General features: G+C 63.4%; 17 protein-coding genes. 8 read left to right on the plus strand and 9 right to left on the minus strand.

The features are described from left to right. Window positions 1–12: 12 nt before the first annotated feature. Both RE4_RS08125 and RE4_RS08130 read left to right on the plus strand, forming a co-directional pair. On the plus strand, window positions 13–1,134 hold the full coding sequence (locus RE4_RS08125) for an acyl-CoA dehydrogenase family protein (RefSeq protein WP_020968503.1): 1,122 nt from the start codon (window positions 13–15) through the stop codon (window positions 1,132–1,134). Between the two features lie 61 nt (window positions 1,135–1,195). Continuing rightward, complete coding sequence (locus RE4_RS08130) at window positions 1,196–2,827, plus strand: long-chain-fatty-acid--CoA ligase (protein ID WP_060938393.1); 1,632 nt, start codon at window positions 1,196–1,198, stop codon at window positions 2,825–2,827. Window positions 2,828–2,836: 9 nt separating this feature from the next. On the opposite strand, the gene nagB is transcribed toward RE4_RS08130, so the two are convergent. The 9 genes from nagB to RE4_RS08175 are packed head-to-tail and all read right to left on the minus strand — an operon-like array spanning window position 2,837 to window position 11,214. Continuing rightward, window positions 2,837–3,616: a glucosamine-6-phosphate deaminase gene (nagB, locus tag RE4_RS08135; protein ID WP_021332431.1), complete on the minus strand. Its 780-nt coding sequence runs from the start codon at window positions 3,614–3,616 to the stop codon at window positions 2,837–2,839. Between the two features lie 11 nt (window positions 3,617–3,627). Next, window positions 3,628–4,812, minus strand: a complete 1,185-nt coding sequence (locus RE4_RS08140) for an N-acetylglucosamine-6-phosphate deacetylase (protein WP_060938394.1) — start codon at window positions 4,810–4,812, stop codon at window positions 3,628–3,630. Beyond that, on the minus strand, window positions 4,809–5,501 hold the full coding sequence (locus RE4_RS08145; protein WP_021332429.1) for an SGNH/GDSL hydrolase family protein: 693 nt from the start codon (window positions 5,499–5,501) through the stop codon (window positions 4,809–4,811). The genes RE4_RS08140 and RE4_RS08145 overlap by 4 nt, the downstream gene beginning before the upstream one ends. After that, on the minus strand, window positions 5,498–6,205 hold the full coding sequence (locus RE4_RS08150; RefSeq protein WP_021332428.1) for an N-acetylmannosamine-6-phosphate 2-epimerase: 708 nt from the start codon (window positions 6,203–6,205) through the stop codon (window positions 5,498–5,500). The genes RE4_RS08145 and RE4_RS08150 overlap by 4 nt, the downstream gene beginning before the upstream one ends. Further along, complete coding sequence (locus RE4_RS08155; RefSeq protein ID WP_060938395.1) at window positions 6,202–7,131, minus strand: ROK family protein; 930 nt, start codon at window positions 7,129–7,131, stop codon at window positions 6,202–6,204. The genes RE4_RS08150 and RE4_RS08155 overlap by 4 nt, the downstream gene beginning before the upstream one ends. Window position 7,132: 1 nt before the next feature. After that, window positions 7,133–8,062, minus strand: coding sequence for a dihydrodipicolinate synthase family protein (locus RE4_RS08160; RefSeq protein WP_007734313.1), 930 nt, complete (start codon window positions 8,060–8,062; stop codon window positions 7,133–7,135). 46 nt (window positions 8,063–8,108) lie between these two features. Further along, window positions 8,109–9,167, minus strand: a complete 1,059-nt coding sequence (locus RE4_RS08165) for a Gfo/Idh/MocA family protein (RefSeq protein WP_029254518.1) — start codon at window positions 9,165–9,167, stop codon at window positions 8,109–8,111. Next, a complete protein-coding gene (locus tag RE4_RS08170; protein ID WP_060938396.1) occupies window positions 9,164–10,159 on the minus strand; it encodes a Gfo/Idh/MocA family protein in 996 nt (331 codons plus the stop codon). The genes RE4_RS08165 and RE4_RS08170 overlap by 4 nt, the downstream gene beginning before the upstream one ends. Further along, on the minus strand, window positions 10,156–11,214 hold the full coding sequence (locus tag RE4_RS08175; protein WP_029254516.1) for a Gfo/Idh/MocA family protein: 1,059 nt from the start codon (window positions 11,212–11,214) through the stop codon (window positions 10,156–10,158). The genes RE4_RS08170 and RE4_RS08175 overlap by 4 nt, the downstream gene beginning before the upstream one ends. Window positions 11,215–11,488: 274 nt before the next feature. Between RE4_RS08175 and RE4_RS08180 the strand changes: the two genes are divergently transcribed. The 6 genes from RE4_RS08180 to RE4_RS31270 all read left to right on the plus strand — a co-directional run bounded on the left by RE4_RS08180 (window position 11,489) and on the right by RE4_RS31270 (window position 18,031). After that, a complete protein-coding gene (locus RE4_RS08180) occupies window positions 11,489–13,114 on the plus strand; it encodes an ABC transporter substrate-binding protein (protein WP_029254515.1) in 1,626 nt (541 codons plus the stop codon). Between the two features lie 43 nt (window positions 13,115–13,157). After that, window positions 13,158–14,117, plus strand: a complete 960-nt coding sequence (locus RE4_RS08185) for an ABC transporter permease (protein ID WP_029254514.1) — start codon at window positions 13,158–13,160, stop codon at window positions 14,115–14,117. Next, window positions 14,117–16,195: a dipeptide/oligopeptide/nickel ABC transporter permease/ATP-binding protein gene (locus RE4_RS08190; protein WP_051636449.1), complete on the plus strand. Its 2,079-nt coding sequence runs from the start codon at window positions 14,117–14,119 to the stop codon at window positions 16,193–16,195. Before RE4_RS08185 ends, RE4_RS08190 begins: the two co-directional genes overlap by 1 nt. After that, window positions 16,192–17,010: an ABC transporter ATP-binding protein gene (locus tag RE4_RS08195; RefSeq protein WP_060938397.1), complete on the plus strand. Its 819-nt coding sequence runs from the start codon at window positions 16,192–16,194 to the stop codon at window positions 17,008–17,010. Before RE4_RS08190 ends, RE4_RS08195 begins: the two co-directional genes overlap by 4 nt. Before the next feature lie 60 nt (window positions 17,011–17,070). Continuing rightward, a complete protein-coding gene (locus RE4_RS08200) occupies window positions 17,071–17,808 on the plus strand; it encodes a FadR/GntR family transcriptional regulator (RefSeq protein WP_024487763.1) in 738 nt (245 codons plus the stop codon). Window positions 17,809–17,875: 67 nt separating this feature from the next. Further along, window positions 17,876–18,031 carry a hypothetical protein gene (locus RE4_RS31270; protein ID WP_019746984.1) on the plus strand — a complete coding sequence of 52 codons (156 nt, stop codon included), beginning with the start codon at window positions 17,876–17,878 and terminating at the stop codon, window positions 18,029–18,031. Window positions 18,032–18,054 lie beyond the last annotated feature (23 nt).

Genomic DNA, 18,054 nt, shown 5'->3' on the forward strand with positions numbered 1-18,054 from the left:
GGACCAACGATCATGGAATTCACCCTTACCGAGGCCCAGCAGGACCTGTCCGGACTGACACGATCCGTCGTCACCGAACTGGTCACCAACGACCGCCTTCGTGAACTCGACGCCGCCGAAGACCGTTTCGACGCCCTCTTGTGGAACGCTCTGGCTTCGGCCGGCGTTCTCGGTGCGGCCCTTCCGGAATCGGTGGGCGGCGACGGATTCGGTGTCCTCGAGCAGTGCAGCATCCTGGCCGAACTCGGCCGCGGCGTCGCAGCTGTTCCGTTCCTGACGTCCATCGTCGGGTCCGCCGCAGCGATAGCCGAATTCGGCTCGGACAAGCAGCGCGACGACTGGGCAAGCGCTGCCGCTGCCGGTGAGAAGATACTCACCGCGGCCCTCGCCGAGGAATACAACGACGACCCGGCGCACCCGATCACGCGTGCCGAGAAGACCGCCGATGGTTGGCGCATCGACGGAGCAAAGATCACCGTCGACAGTGCTCCGCTCGCAGATCTGTTCCTCGTCCCCGCCATCACCGAGGACGGTGTTGCGGTCTTCCTCGTCGAACCGTCGGACGCGGGCGTGAGCATTACCAGGCAATCGACCACGGATTTCTCGAGTGCGGCCCTGGTCGAGTTCGATTCGGTGCAGATCCCGGCCGATCGTGTTCTCGGCTCGGTTGCCCAAGGATCCGACATCGCGGCGTGGATCGTCGAACGAATTCAGCTCGGTTCCAGCGCCTACCAGTACGGGGTGCTCGATCAAGCGCTGAAGCTGACCGCCGAATACGCCACCGAGCGTGTGCAGTTCGGCCGTCCGATCGGTAGTTTCCAGGCCGTGGCCCAGCGCCTCGCCGACGGATACATCGATGTCAAGGGCGTTCGCCTGACTCTCTGGGCCGCAGCGTGGCGTCTGAGCGAAGGACTTCCGTCCGACGGGGCCGTGCAGACGGCCAAGTTCTGGGCTGCAGATGCGGGACACCGCGTCGGGCACACCGCTGTTCACGTTCACGGCGGTGTTGGTCTGGACGAGGACCATCCGGTTCACCGCTACTTCCTCGCGGCCAAGCATCACGAGTTCCTGCTCGGCAACGCAACAGATCAGCTTCGCGCACTGGGCAAGGAACTTGCCGCAGTTCCTGCCTGAGTGCGTCCCACCGAGTGGAAATCCATGACCTGGTCCGAGACGAATCGATGATGATGCAGCTATGAGTCAGAGCCCCACTGTTTCCGATCTACTCCTCGGAGTCAGCGAGATCGACGACCGCGGTATCCGTTTCGAGGACCAGGTCATCACCTGGCGCGAGCACATTCAAGGCTCGTTCGAACGAGCAGCGCTGCTGGACACGCTGCTCGATCGAACGCGCCCCCGGCATTTCGGTCTTCTGATGGAGAACGTCCCCGAATTCTCACTACTGCTCGGCGCAGCATCGTTCTCGGGTTCGGTTGCTGCCGGACTGAACACGACCAGGCGCGGCCCGGCATTGGCGCGAGACATCCAACTCTCCGACTGTCAGGTCATCTTCACCGAGAACAACCAGGCACATCTACTCGACGACGTCGATCTCGGTGACGTCCGGGTGATCAACGTGGATTCTCCGGCCTGGACGCAATTGTTGGCGCCCTTCGCCGATACGCCGACCTACGCGTCGACGGCGCAGCCCGACGATCTGTTGATGCTCATTTTCACTTCCGGAACAAGCGGTGATCCCAAAGCGGTTCGGTGCACGCACCACAAGTTGGCCTCTCCCGGAGTCATGCTTGCCGATCGTTTCGGGCTCGGCGCCGACGACGTCGTCTACATGGCGATGCCCATGTTCCATTCCAACGCCATGATGGCGGCATGGACGGTCGCGCTGCACGCTCGTGCGGGAATTGCCATGCGCCGCAAGTTCTCCGCTTCGGGCTTTCTGCCCGACGTTCACAAGTACGGAATCACGTACTCCAACTACGTCGGAAAGCCGTTGTCGTTCATCGCTTCCACCCCCGAGGTGCCGAACGAGCGGGACAACACCTTGAAGATCATGTACGGCAACGAGGGTTCGGCGCCCGCCGTCGCCACCTTCGTCCGGCGCTTCGATGCCCGCGTCATCGACGGGTTCGGTTCCACCGAGGGCGGCATTTCGATTTCCGCGGCGCCGGTGCCGCGGACCGGCGCCCTCGGACTTCTCCCGGACGGGGTCAAGATCCTCGATCCCGAGACCGGAGCCCCATGCCCGCCTGCAGTCTTCGACGCTGACGGCCGGATCACCAATGCCGACGAGGCAACCGGTGAACTGGTCAACGTCACCGGCCCAGGCACATTCGCCGGGTACTACAAGAACCCGGAAGCCGACGCCGAGCGAATGCGCAACGGCCAGTACTGGAGCGGCGATCTGGCGTACACCGACGTCGACGGCTACGTCTACTTCGCGGGACGCAGTTCCGGTTGGCTACGAGTGGACGGCGAGAACATCGGCGCCGCACCCATCGAACGCTCGCTCGTCGGTTACCCGGGCTTCGCGCAGGTGTCCGTGTACGCAGTCCCCGACAGCGATGTCGGCGACCGCGTCATGGCGTCGGTGATTCCGGTCGGCGACGTCGACAACTTCGACCCGGTAGCCGTAGCCGAATACATCGATTCCCGGCCGGAACTCGGGCCGAAGCAGAAGCCGACCTTGATCCGCGTGTGCAGTGAGTTCCCGAGAACGGCGACGTTCAAGGTGGTCACTCGAACGCAGAGCGCCGAACGCTGGAACACATCCGATCCGGTGTGGATCCGCCGGCGCGGAGAATCCGACTTCCAATTACTCACTCCCGAAATGGCACTCGGCCTCGAGAAGACGCGAGAGCCCGTCTAGCCCGATATCTCAGTAGTGCTGAGCAAGCGGTTTGTGCGCAGACACCGTTTTGTAGAACTCGGTGAGCCGAAGCTGTGATGCCGCTGCATCGTCGATCACCACCGTCGCGTGTGGATGCAGTTGGAGGACCGATGCCGGGCACACCGCGGCCAGCGGCCCCTCGACGGCAGCGGCAACCGCAGCGGCCTTGCGCTCGCCGGTTGCGATCATCACCAGATGATTTGCTTCGCAGATAGTTCCGAGGCCCTGGGTGATCACGTGCCGTGGTACCTCGTCCGGACTCTCGAAGAATCGGGCGTTGTCGGTTCGAGTCTGTTCCGTCAGCGTCTTGACCCGGGTCCTCGAATTCAGCGAGGACGTCGGTTCGTTGAAACCGATGTGACCGTTGCCGCCGATGCCCAGAAGTTGTACGTCCACCGGACCATTCGACGCAATCGCCCGGTCGTAGGCTGCCGCGGCGGCAAATGGATCCGGCGCGGTGCCGTCGGGGCTGAATACCCTTGCCGCGTCCAGGTCCAGGTGATTCACCAGTTCGGTGCGGATCACCTGGGCATACGACTCCGGGTGGCCTTCCGGCAGGCCTACGTATTCGTCCAACAGGAACGCCTGCACGCCGGCAAAACTCAACCCGTCCTCGCGGTGACGGCGCGCGAGTTCGCGGTAGACAGAGAGCGGTGAAGATCCTGTCGCCAGGCCCAAAGTCCGTGCACCTGAATGCACCGCGTGTTCGAAGATGTCGGCAACAACGGTGCCGGCCGCCTCCGCACTGTCGACAATGACAATTTCCATCGGTTGATTCCTCAGCTTTCGGTGTAGTTCATGAGCCAGTTCCCAGCGGCCATGACGGCGCGGGTTTCGAGTTCTGGACCGGTGACGATCAGATCGGCGCGGCAACCCGGCACGAGATCGCCGACCATTCCGGCCAGCCCCATCAGCGAAGCAGGCGTTGCTGTCGCTGCGATGACAACCGAAAGCAGATCGACGCCGGCGTGATTGACAGCCCGGCGGACTATGTCCATCAACCGACTCGTCCCGCCGGCAATGGCCGTTTCCCCCTGGCCGGCCAATCGCGCCACGCCACCGACCACGTCGACGTCGAGAGGCCCGAGTGGGTAACGGCCGTCGGGCATTCCGGCGGCAGCCATCGCGTCGGAGACCAACGCGATCTGATGCGGACCGACAAGATCGAACACCGTCGCTACCGTCTCGTCGGCCAGATGTACTCCGTCCCCGACCAACTCGACCACCATCTGTCCTTTCGCAGCCGCGGCAAGACATGCCGCCACTGCGCCGGGAGCACGGTGATGCATCGGAGCCATACCGTTGAACAGGTGAGTGGCACTGAGCGGTGCATGCGCCGAGTGTGCGATCGAACGTGTCGCAATCGGGTTGGACGCATCGGTGTGTCCGATACTCACGACGGCACCGTGACGCTCCAGCAATGAGGCAAGTTCGTCGAAGTGTGCTGTCTCCGGAGCGATCGTCATCGAGCGAATGTGCCCACGACCGGCTTCCAGCAGCGACTCGAGCAGAGCCGGGTCGCCGTCGAGAATGCTGTCGGGATCCTGGGCGCCACAACGGAGTACCGAAAGGAATGGACCTTCCAGGTGAATTCCGGCCAGCGTGCCCTCGTCCACCAGTCCTGCCAGGAGCTCGATGCGACTGCGCAGGATCTGCGGCGGCGCGGAGACGAGCGAGCCGATCACCGAGGTCGTGCCGTTCGTCCGATGGTGATCGGCAGCCACGGTTGATCCGAACCCGTCTGCCTCGGGGAAACCGAATCCGCCGGCGCCGTGGCAGTGAACGTCCACCAAACCCGGAATGATCGTTGTTCCCGCAGCTGCCCGTTCGGGTAACGGGTCGGTTCGCTGCGACGCGGGTCCGGCCCACACCACACGATCACCGGAGATCTCGACAACCCCGTCCGAGAGCAATCGACCACCGGTCACCAATTGTCCACGCAGAATTTGTCCACGAAGTATCACGACATCACCTGCGGTACAACGGGAACTTCGGTATCCGCGATCGACAACTCACGGAGCACGGCGTCCGCGAGCACGTAGTGCCCTTGTTCGTTCGGATGGAACGCGTCAGCCAGGAGAGCCGGCGGTGGGCCCTCGGGAGAATGGGCCGTCCACTGCGCGTAGTGGTCGACGAACACAACGCGCGTCGAGGCGGCAACCTGCCGCACGACCTCGACGTACTGAACCAATCCCGCTCTGGTGGGCGCATTCTCGACGTCGATCGGTGGCGGCGTCTGGAGGATCGGCACCGCACCGATCGCTCGCGTCCGGAAAATCATGTCCGAGAGGTCGTCTCGAAACCGCTCCAGTCCTTCTTCGCCATCCAATGCGTCATTCGTACCGAGCATGATCAACACCACCGAGGGTTCGAACACTTCGATGCGGTGTGCGAAACCCGCACGCACATCGGAGGATCGATTGCCGCTCACCCCGGTGTTGACAAGGACGTGGTTGAACAAGGAAAGTTCACCACGGACGCGCTCGGCGCAGTGTTCGACGTAACTTCGATGACCGTCGGTGTGCGTCAATCCCTGAGTGATGCTGTCGCCGGTGAAGACCCACCGGATCGGCGTCGACGAGTCTACGAGCAAAGTCTCCAGTCGAATCCGTTCAGCAGTCTTGGACTTCAAAGCCTTCGACGTCGGGGTCACACCCTCTGCCTTTCGGCGCCCGATACTGCGGCTGCAAATTTCGACGTGATGAACGCCGGATCCGTGATTGCGGTTCCGACAACCACCGAGTCTGCACCCAGGGCGATGGCGCGTGCCGCATCCTCCGGGCTGTGGTATCGCCCCTCGGCGATGAGGACTACATCTGGAAGTGCCTGCCGCAGTTCCGAAACCAGCTCCAGGTCCGGGCCTGCCAGCCGTCGGCTGTTCTCGGTATATCCCGCCAGTGTGCTGGAGATGATGTCGGCACCCGCCGCGGCGGCAGCGATGCCGTCCTCGAGTGTTCCACAATCAGCCATGACGAGGCCGCCGCGATCATGGACCGCGTCGACGGTGTCGGCAAAGGTCAGCCCGTCCGGACGCGGTCGCAGCGTGGCATCGGCAGCCACGATCTGCGCACCCGAATCCACGACTTCGAGGGCTGATTCCCTTGTCGGCGTGATGAACACGACCTCCGAGCCGATCTTCGTCAAACCGATCACCGGTACCTTCACTGCCGACACGACTGCGGCGACATCCGGGGTTCCGCCCACACCGCCGCAGCGGATCGCCACTGCACCGCCGTCGACCGCGGCGCGGGCCATCCTCTCGATGGTCCCGGTGTCGCGCAAGGCATGGCCGTGTCCGGCCTGACAGGACACGATCAGCTTCCCGCTGATGATCGTGAGCAGTTCTTCGACAGTCACGGTGTTACCTCGATTCGTGTTGCGGCGGCCAGGAGCGCAGCTCCGACGAGCGGCGCATCGGTGCCCAAACGGGCAGGAAGAATGGCGGTTTCGGCAATCGGACCCATCGCTTCCACCCGGAAAGCGGACGTCAGCGGCGACAAGAGGTCGGCTCCGATCTGGGCTGCGCCGCCGCCGATGACGATCACCTCGGGATCGAATGCGGTGGCGACGCCGCCCAGGACTCGGCCGAGCAGAGTACCGGCGTCGGTGACCACGGCACGGGCGATCGGATCGCCGGAGCGCATGAGTGCCACCACCTTCTGCAACGGTTGAGTGGGCACACCCGCCCGCGCTGCGTACTCGGCCGCCATCGCCGGGCCAGAGGCGACTGCCTCGAGGTGATCGGTTCTACCGCAACCGCAACCTATCGCCCCGGAGACCGGAACCAGCAGATGCGCGAGCTCGCCGGCTGTTCCGTGGGCGCCGTGATACAGCTGTCCGCCCACGGTCAACGCGCCACCGATTCCAGTACCGACCGAGACGAACAGTGCAGAGCTTCGACCGCGACCGGCGCCGATCATGTTCTCGCCGTGGGCCATCGCGCGCACGTCGTTGTCCACCGTCACCGGTAGACCCGAGTGCGCCTCGAGTTCCCCGCGAACCTCGGCGCCACTCCATCCGGACAGAATGTCGGAGGCGAAGACGACGCGGCCACGCACCCGATCGATGATTCCCGGTGCACCGACTCCGATTCCGGCTACCGGGTGATCCGCCCTCAAACGGTCGACCAACGCGGTGGCGGTCTCGAGAACAGCCTCCCTACCGGCCGTCGGTGTTGCCGCACGAACGGTGTCGATCACGTCTCCGTCGGACGTCACCACCGCGGCAGCCACTTTGGTGCCGCCGATGTCGATGCCGATCCATCGCTTCTGCCCAGGTGTCATGTCAGAGGAGCCCGGCCTGTTCCAGAACGACCTTGATCGTTGCGGTCTCGGACTCGTCGAGCGAGAGCATCGGGGCGCACATCGTGTTGCCGGTGATGACGCCGCGCAGGGCCAGAGCCGTCTTGAATGCGCCCAGACCCGCGGCACCGGCACTGACGCGACCCGGTGTCGGTGCCTCGACGATGGAGAACAGATCGGTGAGTCGATCCTGCTCGGCCTTCGCCGCCGCCCAGTCTCCTGCCTGCGCAGCGCGCCACAGTCGCACGTAACCGTGGGGGTCCACGTTGGCCAGGCCGGGCACAGCGCCCGAAGCACCCATCAGCAGGCATCCGTCGACGACTACCTCGTGCCCGGTGAAGACGGCGAAGTTTTCGAGCCCGGCCGACTGACGGAGCAACATACGGAAACTGACGTCGTCGCCGCTCGAATCCTTCACGCCGGCGATGACTCCCTCGCGACCGAGCTCGACCAGCATTGCCGGGCTGAGCTTGCTGTGGACACGAACCGGGACGTCGTAGGCGAACAACGGAAGATCCACTGCGGCGTGGATGGAGCGGAAATGCGTTGCCGTCTCGGCTGCGTCGGTGATCGCGTAGAACGGCGCCGTCGCGACGATGGCATCCGCACCCGCTTCACGCGCCTGCTCGGCGACGGCGATGACCCGGTTGGTGGTCATGTCGTTCACGCCGACGAGGACCGGTACCTGGCCGCCGACGTGACCGATGGCCGTCTGCACCACCTGGGCGCGCTGAGCGTCGGTGAGGTAACCGACCTCACCCGAGGAACCGAGGACGAACAAGCCGTCGACTCCGGCTTCGATCTGCAGTGAGAGCAGGCGTTCGAGCGACGTGGTGTCGACCTCGCCCTCGAGCGTCAGTGGTGTGACGATCGGCGGGACGATTCCGCTGAAGGTGGTGGTTTCCGTGCTCATGGGGTCTCCATATGTTGGTTGTCGGATTGAGTTGTGGGTGCGGCTGTCAGGGAGAGACGGAGACCGGCTGACCGCTCGAGGCGGACAGATAGGCAGCATCGATCACGCGCATCGACGCGCGGGCGTCTGCCACGGTGTAGTCGGGTTCGGTCCGTGTGGGAAGTCGATCGAGCACGTGAGAGAGAAAGCTCGACACCGCGTTGTCCGAACCGAAGCCGCCGATGGGTAGTGCGGTCACGTCTCCCGAGGATGCGAAGTGGGTCACCGCGGGTTTGTCGTCGTCGGAACTCGCGTATCCGTGGGAGCCGAGGACCCGAAGCGTCGCGGTATTCGCGCCGAAACCCGGTGCTGCGGGGATTCTTCCGACGGTCACCGTCGCGGTGACGCCGTTTTCCAGGGCGAGCGAGATCAACGCCGTGTCTTCGACTCCGAACTGCTGGTGGGCCCCGCCGTAGAGTGTGCTCGTCTCGGCGTACACCTCGGCGACGTCTAGGCCGGTGAGGTATCTGAGGTAGTCGGCGGCGTAACCGGCGAAGTTCACTACTTCTCCCCCGCCGGAAAGCGCGGGATCCACCACCAGTTCGGGACGCTCGACGGACGTCGCGAAATGTGTTCCGCTTGCAAGGAACTCGATGTCCACGTGGCGCGGCAGTCCGAGGTTTCCGGCATCGATCCAGCGGCGCAGTCGCCGGAGCGCAGGTGAATGAGTGCGGTTCACCACCGTACAGATTCGCCCGTTCGACCGTGCCGCTTCCTCGACCGCCGCGGCCTCCGACTCGTCGATACCCACCGGCTTGTCCACCAGGACGTCGAGTCCCGCGTTCAGTGCGGCAATCGCAAGCCGTGCATGCCTGGTCGGCTCACTGCAGATGATCGCCAGGTCTATCCGTTCGGGGTCGAGCAGCTCGCCGAGTTCGTCGATCCACTCGATGTCTGCGGCCTTTGCCATCGCGATTCCGTCCTCACGAATCCAATCGGGGACCGAGGATTCGTCGGAGGCCCCGATCAAGCTCACTCGAGGATCGGAGCGCAACAGGTCCGCATAGGAGCCGGCATGCCTTACGCCGCTGACAAATCCGACGCGGATCGAACCGGTGCCGGTCATCGGTGTTCTCCGATCGAAATCGCGCGGCCGGTGTCGAGTGACTGTTGTGCAGCGATGGCAGTCGCGAGAGCTGCACGTACCTGCCAGTTCTCGACTATCGGGGTCGCGGAACCGTCGAGAGTGGCGATCCAGTGGCGCATCTGATGCGCCATCGCATCTTCGATCGACGACGGCGGCGCGTTTGTCGTATCCGTCATCAGGCCTGGGTCGTCGCCGGTGTCGTGCGCGAGCGTGCCGGATGTCCCCGACACCACGATCCGGCGCACCATCTTTCCCGATTGCGGCAGTGCGTAAGCCAATTCGATGAGCGCCAGCGATCCGTCCTCGAAGCGAACGGTCAGATGGAAGCTGTCGTGCACGGGCATCCCCGCCGCGAAGGTGGGGAAACTACGAGCGAACACACGGATCGGACGACGACCGATCAGCCACGTCACCAGATCGAGAGCGTGGGTTCCGTTGTGAACGGGGTGACCACCCGAGCGGTCCTTGTCGTGTTGCCAGCCTCGCCAGCCCCCTGGCCAGACGTGGCCGGTGTACCAACTGAGGTGGATCAGCCGGGGGTCGCCGATGGCGCCTTGTGCAACCGAGTTTCCGATCGAGGAGATCGACGGCTGGAATCGTACGGTCTGTCCGACCATCAGTGAGGCGCCGCCACCTTCGGTGGCCTCGACCATCGCGTCGAAGTCCGCGACTGTCAGCGCGGCCGGCTTCTCCACGTGCACATGCTTTCCCGCGCGGCCTGCGGCTATCGTCACGGGCGCGTGGTCCGGAGTGGCCCCCACGACGTTGACCGCGTGCACGCTCGGGTCTGCGAGAATCTTTGCCAGATCGGTACTGGCCTTCGCACCCGGCGTCAATGCCGCAACCGATGCGGCACGGTCCAAGTCACTGCCGAATACGTAGACGACTTCGACCGACGGGATGCGCGCCAAAGCGCTGACGTGGTCCCGCGCGATTGCGCCGCTGCCGATGACGGCTACACGCACGGTCACTTCGCACTTCCCGACAGCGCCGCCGGTTCTCCGCCACCGAGTCGCACCTGCTCGGCGACGACGAGTGCGCGTTCACGTGCGTATGTCAACGGTGAGCCGGAGTCAGCCTTGCCGTCGAGAACTGCTGCCATCTCGTCGATTTCGTGGCGAATCGCAGCCTGCATCCACAGCGGGGATCCTCCGTTCCCCGAGTTGTACTTCTGCGTCCTGCTCGCAGAGTCGATCAACGATTGGTTCTCGGCGTCGACGTCGAAGATCGGCCACGACTCTTCGACCCGTCCCCCGCGCAGTCGGCTGACCCGGCCGGTGTGGAAGTCCGCGTGGACCGAGCCTTCGGCGGCATCGACCGTCAGCTCCCACGAAGAAGTGTGTGAACGCGTCGAGATGGTGTGCCTGCCGATCGCGCCGCCGGCGAACGACACCACTGTGTTGCGGAAGCCGTCGTCTGCGGTGGCGATGCTCGACACGGCAGTCACCTCGCCGCCGAGCCAGCACATCAGGTCCAGTTCGTGAATCTCGTGAGTCAGTTCTCCACCCGTTCGGCTCTTGTCGAGCTTCCACCACTGTGGATCTGCGCCGTCGGTGTCGATCCAGCGTGAGCGAGACGTTTCGATCGCAGCGACCTCGCCGAGCTCCCCCGACGCCAGCAGGTCCGCCAGACGTCGTACACCCGGCATCATCCGCATGATGTGCCCGACCATCAACGGCGAACCGCTCGCGTCGGCGCTCGCGATCATGTTCTGCGCATCGACCAGTTCGACGGCGAGTGGCTTCTCGACAAAAACTGCCTTGCCGTGTTCGAGCGCCGCGATGGCAGGTTCGGCGTGCGCGTGATTGGGCGTCGCGACGACAACGAGGGCCAACTCCGGGTGAGCGGCCACCCCGTCGTGATCGTCTGTCGGGGTTGCCGAGAACTCTGCGGCGACGTCCTTGGCCCGCTCGAAGTCACGGTCGCACAGCATCGCCAGTTCGAAACGTGGATGGGCAGCCAGCTCGCGAGCGAGGGAACTACCGAAGAATCCGCAACCGACCACACCGACTTTGTATCGGGTCATGAAGTCTCCAAAGATTGGATGAGGGATGTCCTATGTTATACGGCCAGCGTCATCGGTCGTCAATTCGACGTCGGTAACACAGTCTTCATCTATGCAGGTGAGAGCACTATTTTTGGTTCGAAACCGACGAAACGTCGAAGTTCAACACCGCCAGTTCCAAAGATTCTCTAGACGCTTTCTGATCCACAATGTAAGTTACGCAACATCGGACGTCGAACATAGGACATCCCCTATCCACTCCCTTGATGTCCCGCTCCCCGCCTTGGAGGCCGCCTTGAAGAACGAACGACCGCTGAGCTCCGCGTTCACACGCCGAGACCTGTTTCGGTACACCGGGCTACTGGGAGCTGCAGCAGGTATCACCGCGACTCTCGCGGCCTGCGGCGGCGGCCCGTCGTCGACCTCGGTTGTCGGCGGTTCCGCGAGCACCGGTGATCTGACCACCGCCATCGGATACGGCAACGACCAGAGCTTCGACCCGATGCAGACTGCATCCGGTTTCCTCATGGCAGCGGTCAACCACGTCTACGAGGGACTGCTCGAAAACGATCCAGACACCGGTGAGACGTATGCGGCGCTCGCACAGGCCGTCCCGACCGACGCCACCGCCTCGAGCTGGACCATGAAAATCCGCGAGGGAGCAACCTGGCACGACGGCACTCCGGTCACCTCGGACGACGTCGTCTTCACCTTCGATCGCATCCTCGATCCACAGCAGAACGTACTGATCCGCTCCTTCTTCTCCTCCTGGTTGCAGTCCGTCACCAAGGTCGACGACCAAACGGTGACCCTGAACTTCAACTACCCGTTCAGCGCTGCCGCACAGCGTCTCTCGATCGCCAAGATCATGCCCAAGCACGTCTTCGACGGCCACTGGGACGAGGCCAAGTCCGGAGCGCTGGTCGTCGGTTCCGGTCCGTACAAGCTCAAGAGCCACACCCCCAAGAGCAACACAGCTTTCGAGGCGTTCGAGGCGTACAACGGGCCGCGTCCGGCCAACTTCGCGACCATGAACTGGCTCTCCATCGTCGACACCTCCTCACGCATCGCGCGCGTCTCGGGCAACAATGCCGGTGCACAACTCGCCGACAACATCCCCGTCGCCAACGTCCCCACCCTCACCTCCGGTGGGCGCACCGTCGAGGGCAACCCGGGCATGAACCTCATGTACCTGCTCTTCGACACCACTCAGGCACCGTTCGACGACGTTCGTGTTCGCCAGGCGATGTTCTATGCGATCAACACCCCGAAGATGATCGAGATCGCCCTCGGCGGCAAGGCAGCACCGGCCACGAGCTACCTGTACGAGCGCAACCCCGACTACGCGCGAGCGTCCACCGTCTACTCGTACGATCCGGACAAGGCCCGCTCGCTTCTCGCTGCCGCCGGTGTAAGTGGCCTCGACCTGACGCTGCTCTCCACCAACGTCAGCTGGTTGGCCGACTGCTTGCCGACCATCAAAGAGTCTTGGGACGCAGTCGGATTCAACACGACGCTCGAACCGCAGGACACCAGCGCCATGGTGAGCAAGCTCAACAGCGGCCAGAAGTTCCAGATCGCTGCGGGTACGTCCAACCCACAGGCGTTCGGCAGCGACGTCGACCTCCTCGTGCGCTACACGTACAGCAAGGGCGGCCTGTGGACGAAGACCTACGCCAAGTGGGACGACACCCCCGAGGCACAGAAGATCTACGCCACCATGGACGAGGCCACCCGCGAGACAGACCCGGCAAAGCGCAGCACCCTTGTGCAGTCGTACCTGAACCAGATCGCCGAAAACGCTGTCTACTATCCGGTTCTCCATCAGGAACTCCTGACTGCGTGGGATCCGAAGAAGATCGCCGACGTCACTCCGCTGCCGTACCCCGGCGTCAACCTGCTTCAGGCGAAGCCGGCCTGATACCCGCCCGCTCGGCCGTTTCCCACAACTGAGAGATTCCCCGATGGCAAGAGTCCTCCCCATGCTGATCAGGCGATTACTGATACTGATCCCCCTGATCCTCGGCATCATCGCGTTCGTCTTCATCGTGATGCAGTTCGCGCCCACCGATCCCGCAACGGCGGCGTTCAACGGCGGCAACCCGACTGCGGAACAGTTGCAGCAGTTCAAGGAAGAGAACGGACTGCTCGATCCGCTTCCGCTGCAATACGTTCACTTCGTGACCGATCTGGTCAGCGGCAATATGGGTGACAGTCTGATTTCCGGTACCCCGGTGTTGGATTCGATCTCCACCGCTCTGCCACTGACCATTCAGCTCACGGTTCTCGGACTGGTGATCGCCATCGTGCTCTCGCTGATCTTCGGTGTCACCAGCGCACTGTTCCGCGATCGTTGGCCGGATCAGGTCATCCGAGTGATCTCCCTCGGCGGTGTGGCAGCACCGTCATTCTGGTTGGCACTGCTGATGATTCAGTACCTTGCTGTCCAACTCGGATGGTTCCCTACCGGTGGCTACGTCAATCCGAGCGACTCCGTCGGCGACTGGCTCTGGTACATGGCGCTCCCGGCACTGTCTCTGTCACTGCCCGTCGCGGCACAACTGACGCGAATCATCCGCACGTCCATGGTCGAGGAGTTGGACAAGGACTACGTCCGTACCGCGATCGGCAGCGGCCTGCCCTATCACGTGGTGATCGGACGGAATGTGTTGCGTAACGCGCTGATCAACCCGCTCACCGTTCTGGGCCTGCGTGTCGGTTACCTACTCGGCGGCGCCGTGGTCATCGAGCAGATCTTCGGTCTTCCCGGAATGGGTCAGCTCATGATCAACGGCGTCACCAACGGTGACCCCGCAGTCGTTCAGGGTGTTGTCATCGTGATCGCGGTCGGCTTCGTCGTCGTCAACCTCGCCGTCGACATCCTCTACCTGCTCGTCAATCCACGACTTCGGAGCGCAGCATGATGAGAAGAAAACTCACCGAGAAGCTTTCGCGACCCGGTATCACCTTTTCTCGCTTCCCCCTCTCGGCCTGGCTGTCGATGGCGGTTCTCGCGATCATCGTGCTCGCCTGCCTCTTCGCGCCGCTGATCACGCAGTACACCCCACTCGAACAGGCGGTCGGTACCGCGGGCCCCAGCGCCGAGCACTGGTTCGGTCAGGACAGTCTCGGCCGAGATCTGTTCAGCCGCTTGCTCTACGGCGGACGCTGGTCGTTGACCATCGGTCTCGGGTCCACCTTCCTTGCATTGTGCGCTGGTGCTCTCATCGGGTCGGTCGCCGCAACGAGCCGAAAAGGCGTCGACGAGACCATCATGCGAGTGCTCGACGTGGTCATGGCGTTCCCGGGCATCGCGCTCGCTGCCGTACTCGTCGCAGCCTTCGGTGGTTCGATTCCGGTTCTGATCGTCACCATCGCGTTCCTCTACACACCGATGGTCGCCCGCGTCGTTCGCGCGAACGTTCTCGCTCAGTACGGTGAGGACTACGTCGCGGCCGAAAAGGTCATCGGCGCAAGAACTTCACACATCGTCGTCAAGCACGTCGTAGCCAACTGTGCTGCGCCCGTTCTCGTCTTCTGCACTGTCATGGTCGCCGACGCCATCGTGCTGGAAGCCAGCCTGTCGTTCATCGGAGCAGGTGTCCGTCCCCCGGATCCGTCGTGGGGATCGGTGATCGCCGACGGCAAGAACATGGTCCTTCTCGGTGGTTGGTGGGCAACGGTGTTCCCCGGTCTGCTGATTCTTCTGACGGTGCTCTCCCTCAACGTGCTCGCCGAGGGCCTGACCGACGCGATGGCAGATCCGAGTCTGAAGAAAACCAAGAAGACGCCCTCCGCATTGGAAGCAGCGCAGACTGCCGCAGCGGAGGAGACCTCCAACGAGCTCATTCTGGAGGACGAAGCCGCATCGGTCGCCAACACTCCGGAGTTGATCGACGACTTCGCCGACCCGAGCGTCGTGAAAGATGTCCTGAAGCCGGCGGCCGAGCCGACTCCTCTCGAAACTCACCTGAAAATCCTGGCGGAAACCGAGCGGTCTCGGTCCGATCGTCTTGTGTACGAGGGCGATGCAGCGCCCCTCCTCGAGGTCCGCAATCTCACGATCCGGTTCCCCGAACGCTACGGAGACACGGCGATCGTCGACAACGTGAGCTTCACCGTCCGCCCGAACGAGACGATGGCACTGGTCGGCGAGTCCGGTTGCGGAAAGTCGCTCACTTCGCTGGCGATCATGGGTCTACTGCCCAAGACGGCGGTGGTGACCGGCGAGATCCTGTTCGACGGCGTCAACGTCCTCGAGCTGAACAACCGGGAGCGAAACAAGCTGCGCGGGCACGACATGGCGATGATCTACCAGGATGCGCTGAGTTCTCTGAATCCGGCGATGCTGATCCGCGCGCAGTTCAAGCAGCTCACCAAGCGCGGCGGTACCCGCACAGCCGAGGAACTGCTCGAACTCGTCGGACTCGATCCGGTGCGCACTCTCTCCAGCTACCCACACGAGCTTTCCGGTGGTCAGCGTCAGCGCGTTCTGATCGCCATGTCGCTCACCCGCAGTCCGCGGTTGATCGTCGCGGACGAGCCCACCACCGCTCTCGACGTCACCGTCCAGGCCCAGGTCGTGGACTTGCTCAACGATCTTCGGGAAAAGCTCGGCTTTGCCATGGTTTTCGTGAGCCACGATCTTGCACTCGTTGCTTCACTCGCTCACAAGATCACGGTGATGTACGCCGGTCAGGTCGTCGAGTCTGCGCCCACCAGCGATCTACTCGTCGATCCGCGTCACGAATACACTCAGGGCCTCCTCGGCGCCGTTCTCTCCATCGAGGACGAGGCTCCGCGACTCCACCAGATCCAGGGAACCGTACCGTCGCCAGGCAGCTTCGCCGCCGGTGACCGTTTTGCCGAACGTTCCCTGCGTCCGGATTCCGATCCAAACCGAAAGCCCGAGATGGTTCGGATCGGCGAGACCGAGCATTTCTTCGCGAACCAGTCCGCGACTCCCGCACACGCAGAATCGGAATTGGAGAGCGTGCGATGACTACAGCTGAAGCACCCATCCTGGAACTGAAGAACATTCACGTCGTCCACAAGACCCGTTCGGGATCACTGTTCAAACCCGGCACGGTTCACGCGGTCAACGATGTCAGTATCGCCGTACGACGAGGGGCGACGATCGGCATCGTGGGCGAGTCGGGTTGCGGCAAGTCCACTCTGGCCAAAGTCATGGTCGGATTGCAGAAACCGACGTCGGGCGACGTGGTATTTCGCGGCCGAAGCGCTCTGACCCGGTCGGCGGGCGTGCGCAAGGAGTTCGGGCGGGCGATCTCGATCGTCTTCCAGGACCCGGCTACCGCGCTCAATCCGCGAATGACGGTGGCCGACATCCTCACCGATCCGCTCGACGTCCACGGCATCGGCAACCGCGCGGGCCGAACCGCCCGAGTTCGCGAGCTGGTCGGTTTGGTCGGACTCCCCCAATCTGCGCTCGAAGTCATCCCGAGCCAGATCTCCGGCGGTCAGCGTCAACGTGTCGCGATCGCGCGTGCGCTCGCGCTCGAGCCTGACGTCATCGTGGCCGACGAACCGACGTCGGCTCTCGATGTCTCGGTGCGAGCGCAGATCCTGAACCTGCTCAGCGACATCAAGGCTCGGTTGGGGCTCGGCATGGTGTTCATCTCGCACGACATCCAGACGGTGCGGTATGTCTCCGACACGATCGTCGTCATGAACGCCGGGCGGATCGTCGAGCAGGGGACGGCCCAGGAAGTATTCGACAACCCGTCGGATGCGTACACGGCCAAACTGCTGGGCGCGGCGCCCAGTCTCCTGCAACGCACCGTTGACGTGGGTTGACCAATGGAGCGGATGACCGGACATAGGATGAAGGACGTTCGTATCAGAAAAGGGGAATCGATGTCTGTCCGGAGTGGCACACAGGGCGCTCGTTTCAGCGCGCAAAACCGCATGCGCGCACTTCAGACGGACATCATGAACTTGATCCTCGAACGCAGACTCTCCCCCGGCGACCCGATGCCCACCGAGGCCGAACTGTCCGAAGAGTTGGGAATCGGCCGGAACACGCTCCGCGAGGCACTCAAGGTTCTGCAGGCCTTGGGCGTCGTCGAGATCCGTCACGGTTTCGGAATGTTCGTCGCCCCGAGCAACTTCGACGCTCTCGCCGACGGCCTGACCTTCCGTGGCCGGTTGTCGTTGCAGGGCACCGGGCACGAGGCGATGGAACTGGTCGACATTCGTCAGGCACTCGAGACCGGACTGATCGGTGCGGCGATGGCCGAGATGACGTCGGCCGACCACGCCGACCTCGACGAACTCGTCACCGGCATGGAGGTCCGTGCCGCCGCCGGGAAGAACTTCTCCGACATCGACGCGACCTTCCATTCCCGCCTGTACTCCCCGCTCGACAACCAGGTCCTCGCTCAGTTGATGGACGTCTTCTGGCAGGTGTACAGCGAGATCCAGCAGGCTATCGGGCATTCGGATACACCACTGATCGACATCGCGTCGAAGCATCGTGCGATTCTCGACGCGATCCGTACGGGTGATGCCGTCGAGGCGGCGCACACTCTCGATGTGCACTTCGGTGGCCTGCGCGAGCGGATCGCCGGCCTTCATGCTTCCGAAGCGCAGTAGTTTCGAAACGCGTGATTTTGCTCCGCTGTCTCACCATCGCGCCCGTTCTTCCGGCAAAATTACGGGTATGAAGAACCCGAACCTGACGCCTTCGCGCGTTCTCGCAGTTGTCCTCGCTGCCGCCCTGGTCATTTTCGTGATCGCACGTCGCCGCGACGACGGCGCCCTCAGCCGCGGAGAATGGTTGTCGGACAGCGTCGGACCGGACGACCTCGCCGGCTGAAACGACGTATGCCCTCGGCCGAA

Origin of the sequence: Rhodococcus erythropolis NBRC 15567 (assembly GCF_001552595.1) — a bacterium.
Classification (GTDB): Bacteria; Actinomycetota; Actinomycetes; order Mycobacteriales; family Mycobacteriaceae; genus Rhodococcus_F; species Rhodococcus_F erythropolis.

Excerpts from the sequence above, each read along its gene's own strand:
- RE4_RS08130 (WP_060938393.1), top strand. The coding sequence starts at position 1,196 with ATGAGTCAGAGCCCCACTGTTTCCGATCTACTCCTCGGAGTCAGCGAG.
- RE4_RS08155 (WP_060938395.1), bottom strand. The coding sequence starts at position 7,131 with ATGACACCTGGGCAGAAGCGATGGATCGGCATCGACATCGGCGGCACC.
- RE4_RS08160 (WP_007734313.1), bottom strand. The coding sequence starts at position 8,062 with ATGAGCACGGAAACCACCACCTTCAGCGGAATCGTCCCGCCGATCGTC.
- RE4_RS08165 (WP_029254518.1), bottom strand. The coding sequence starts at position 9,167 with ATGACCGGCACCGGTTCGATCCGCGTCGGATTTGTCAGCGGCGTAAGG.
- RE4_RS08190 (WP_051636449.1), top strand. The coding sequence starts at position 14,117 with ATGAGAAGAAAACTCACCGAGAAGCTTTCGCGACCCGGTATCACCTTT.
- RE4_RS31270 (WP_019746984.1), top strand. The coding sequence starts at position 17,876 with ATGAAGAACCCGAACCTGACGCCTTCGCGCGTTCTCGCAGTTGTCCTC.
- RE4_RS08185 (WP_029254514.1), top strand. The coding sequence starts at position 13,158 with ATGGCAAGAGTCCTCCCCATGCTGATCAGGCGATTACTGATACTGATC.
- RE4_RS08200 (WP_024487763.1), top strand. The coding sequence starts at position 17,071 with ATGTCTGTCCGGAGTGGCACACAGGGCGCTCGTTTCAGCGCGCAAAAC.
- RE4_RS08195 (WP_060938397.1), top strand. The coding sequence starts at position 16,192 with ATGACTACAGCTGAAGCACCCATCCTGGAACTGAAGAACATTCACGTC.
- RE4_RS08125 (WP_020968503.1), top strand. The coding sequence starts at position 13 with ATGGAATTCACCCTTACCGAGGCCCAGCAGGACCTGTCCGGACTGACA.
- RE4_RS08175 (WP_029254516.1), bottom strand. The coding sequence starts at position 11,214 with ATGACCCGATACAAAGTCGGTGTGGTCGGTTGCGGATTCTTCGGTAGT.
- nagB (WP_021332431.1), bottom strand. The coding sequence starts at position 3,616 with ATGGAAATTGTCATTGTCGACAGTGCGGAGGCGGCCGGCACCGTTGTT.